At 73.9% G+C, this 2,041-nt stretch carries 3 protein-coding genes and 1 pseudogene; 2 read left to right on the top strand and 2 right to left on the bottom strand.

Going from position 1 to position 2,041, the window contains the following annotated elements:
* Window positions 1–227 (bottom strand): annotated as a pseudogene (locus tag SSBG_RS30600) (phosphatase); the annotation flags it as partial.
* A 47-nt stretch (window positions 228–274) separates the two neighbouring features.
* Here SSBG_RS30600 and SSBG_RS03155 point away from each other — a divergent pair.
* Window positions 275–907, top strand: coding sequence for a GNAT family N-acetyltransferase (locus tag SSBG_RS03155; protein WP_078491201.1), 633 nt, complete (start codon window positions 275–277; stop codon window positions 905–907).
* A gap of 2 nt (window positions 908–909) precedes the next feature.
* On the opposite strand, the gene SSBG_RS03150 is transcribed toward SSBG_RS03155, so the two are convergent.
* Window positions 910–1,281, bottom strand: coding sequence for a DUF6204 family protein (locus SSBG_RS03150; RefSeq protein WP_050776712.1), 372 nt, complete (start codon window positions 1,279–1,281; stop codon window positions 910–912).
* A 57-nt stretch (window positions 1,282–1,338) separates the two neighbouring features.
* On the opposite strand from SSBG_RS03150, the gene SSBG_RS03145 reads away from it, so the two are divergent.
* A partial coding sequence (locus SSBG_RS03145) for an arginase family protein (protein ID WP_234010332.1) occupies window positions 1,339–2,041 on the top strand: 703 nt, incomplete at its 3' end.

The following is a 2,041-nucleotide window of genomic DNA, read 5'->3' as shown; positions in this document are numbered from 1 at the left end:
AACAGGCCGTCGAGCACCCGCCGTTCGGCCACCGGATCGAGCGCGGGCGCCACCGCGCGGACCGTGTCCTCGGGCCGCCTGCCGAAGGTGAGCGGCCACACCGCCTCGATGCCGAGCCCGTGACGCACCGCCCACGCCTCCCACACGCGACGGTGCGCGACCGCCGTATCGAGCAGGACGCCGTCCACGTCGAACAGGACGGCACGCGGGCAGGGAGAGGAGCGCATGTGCGTGAGCCTGCCACGGGCCGCGCGGGCTTTGCTAGCGTACGGCGATGACCGAGGACACCGCACTCCCCGTACTTTCCGCCCCTCGCGGACCGTCCGCGCCGCAGGCGCCCGGTGCCGTGCCCGAGGTCTCCCCGCCGCCCGCCCCGGTCCTGGCCGAGGGCCCCCGCACGACACTGCACGTGCTGCGGCACGCGGACGGTCCCGCCTTCGTCGCCCGCGCGCGCGAGAGCCGCGCACTGCACCACCCGTGGCTGCGACCGCCCACCGACGCGAACGCCTTCGCCACCTACGCGGACCGCCTCGCGGAACCCGCGCGCGCCGGATTCCTGCTCCGTACCCGCGCGGACCGCACCCTCGCCGGCTTCATCACCATCAACAACATCGTGCACGGCGCGTTCCGTTGCGGCGCGCTCGGCTACGGGGCCTTCGCCGGGGCGGAGGGCCGCGGCCTCATGACCGAAGGGCTCGGCCTCGTCGTCCACCACGCCTTCACGGCACTCGGCCTGCACCGCCTGGAGATCAACGTCCAGCCGGAGAACGCCGCTTCGTGCGCCCTCGCCCGCCGGCTCGGCTTCCGCCACGAGGGCTACTCGCCGGACTTCCTGTACATCGACGGAGCCTGGCGCGGACACGAACGCTTCGCCCTCACCAGCGACATGACGACCGCGGCGCCGTAAGGTCAGCCGCGCCGCTTCCGGTTGACCTTCATCGTGTCCAGGTCGGTCACCGACGCGCGCAACTCACCGCAGTGCAGTCCGCGTTCCCGCAGCACCTCGGAAAGGCGCTCCTCGGCGAGCGCGGCGGCCATCTCCTCGCCGTCCTCCGCGTCCGACCGCACCTCGACCCGGAACGAGAACGCCTTCAGCGTGCGGTCGTAAGCGAGCGAACCCCCGGGCGTGAACCGCATCGCGCCGAGACCGTCCGCCTCGGCGAGCCCCGCCCGCAGCACCTCCCGCTCGGCCTCGTCGTGCGGAGCCCACACCCCCCGCAGGGTGACGCGATAGGTGTGGCGCTCGCGCTGCGGGCCGGCAGGTGCGACGGGGTTGCTCATGGCGACTTCCTGAAAAGAGGAGTGAAGAGTGCCGCGCCACCGTAGAGGATGAGCCCCATGCGACGCACGATGATTTTGGACGCGCCCTCCAACCTCGGCCTGCGCCCCCCGGCCCCCGGGGCCGTGCCCGGCTGCCACCGCCTCGCCGCGGCACTGCGCGCCCGGGACCTGCCCCGCCGCATCGGCGCCCACGACGCGGGCGCCGTCCCCGCCCCCGCGTACGACCGGGGCGACTGGAAGCCGGGCGACGGCGTCTTCCACGCCCCGCAACTCGCCACCTACACCAGGCGGCTGGCGGACCGCGTCGGAGTGCTCCTGGACGCGGGCGACTTCCCCGTGGTGCTCGGAAAAAGAAAGCGCGATCCAGCTCGGCAAATCGCTCGCGAAACGCCGCAGGGGACGCTACGGACTCCTCGCCGCCGACGCCTCGGCCGACTTCCGCCACCTCGGAAAAAGCCAAAAGCCGTGGGCGCGGCGGCGGGCGAGGAGGTCGCGATCGCCACCGGGCGCGGCCAGGCGGACCTCGCGGACATCGACGGCCTGTCCCCGTACCTGCGCGAGGAGGACATCCGCTACGCGGGCATCAGGGACGGGGACAGGGACCTCCCCGAACTGGCCTCGCTCGGGATGGGCGTCGTCACGGTCGCCGCGCTGCGCGAGCGCGGGCCGGCCGCCGCCGGCGCCTCGCTCGCGCGGGAACTGTCCGGCGGCGGCCGTGCCGGGTTCTCATCACTGCGACGCCGACGTGCTCGACCCCGCC

It is taken from the genome of Streptomyces sp. SPB074, from assembly GCF_000154905.1.
GTDB lineage: Bacteria > Actinomycetota > Actinomycetes > Streptomycetales > Streptomycetaceae > Streptomyces.
This window is presented reverse-complemented; position numbering and strand designations above follow the sequence as displayed.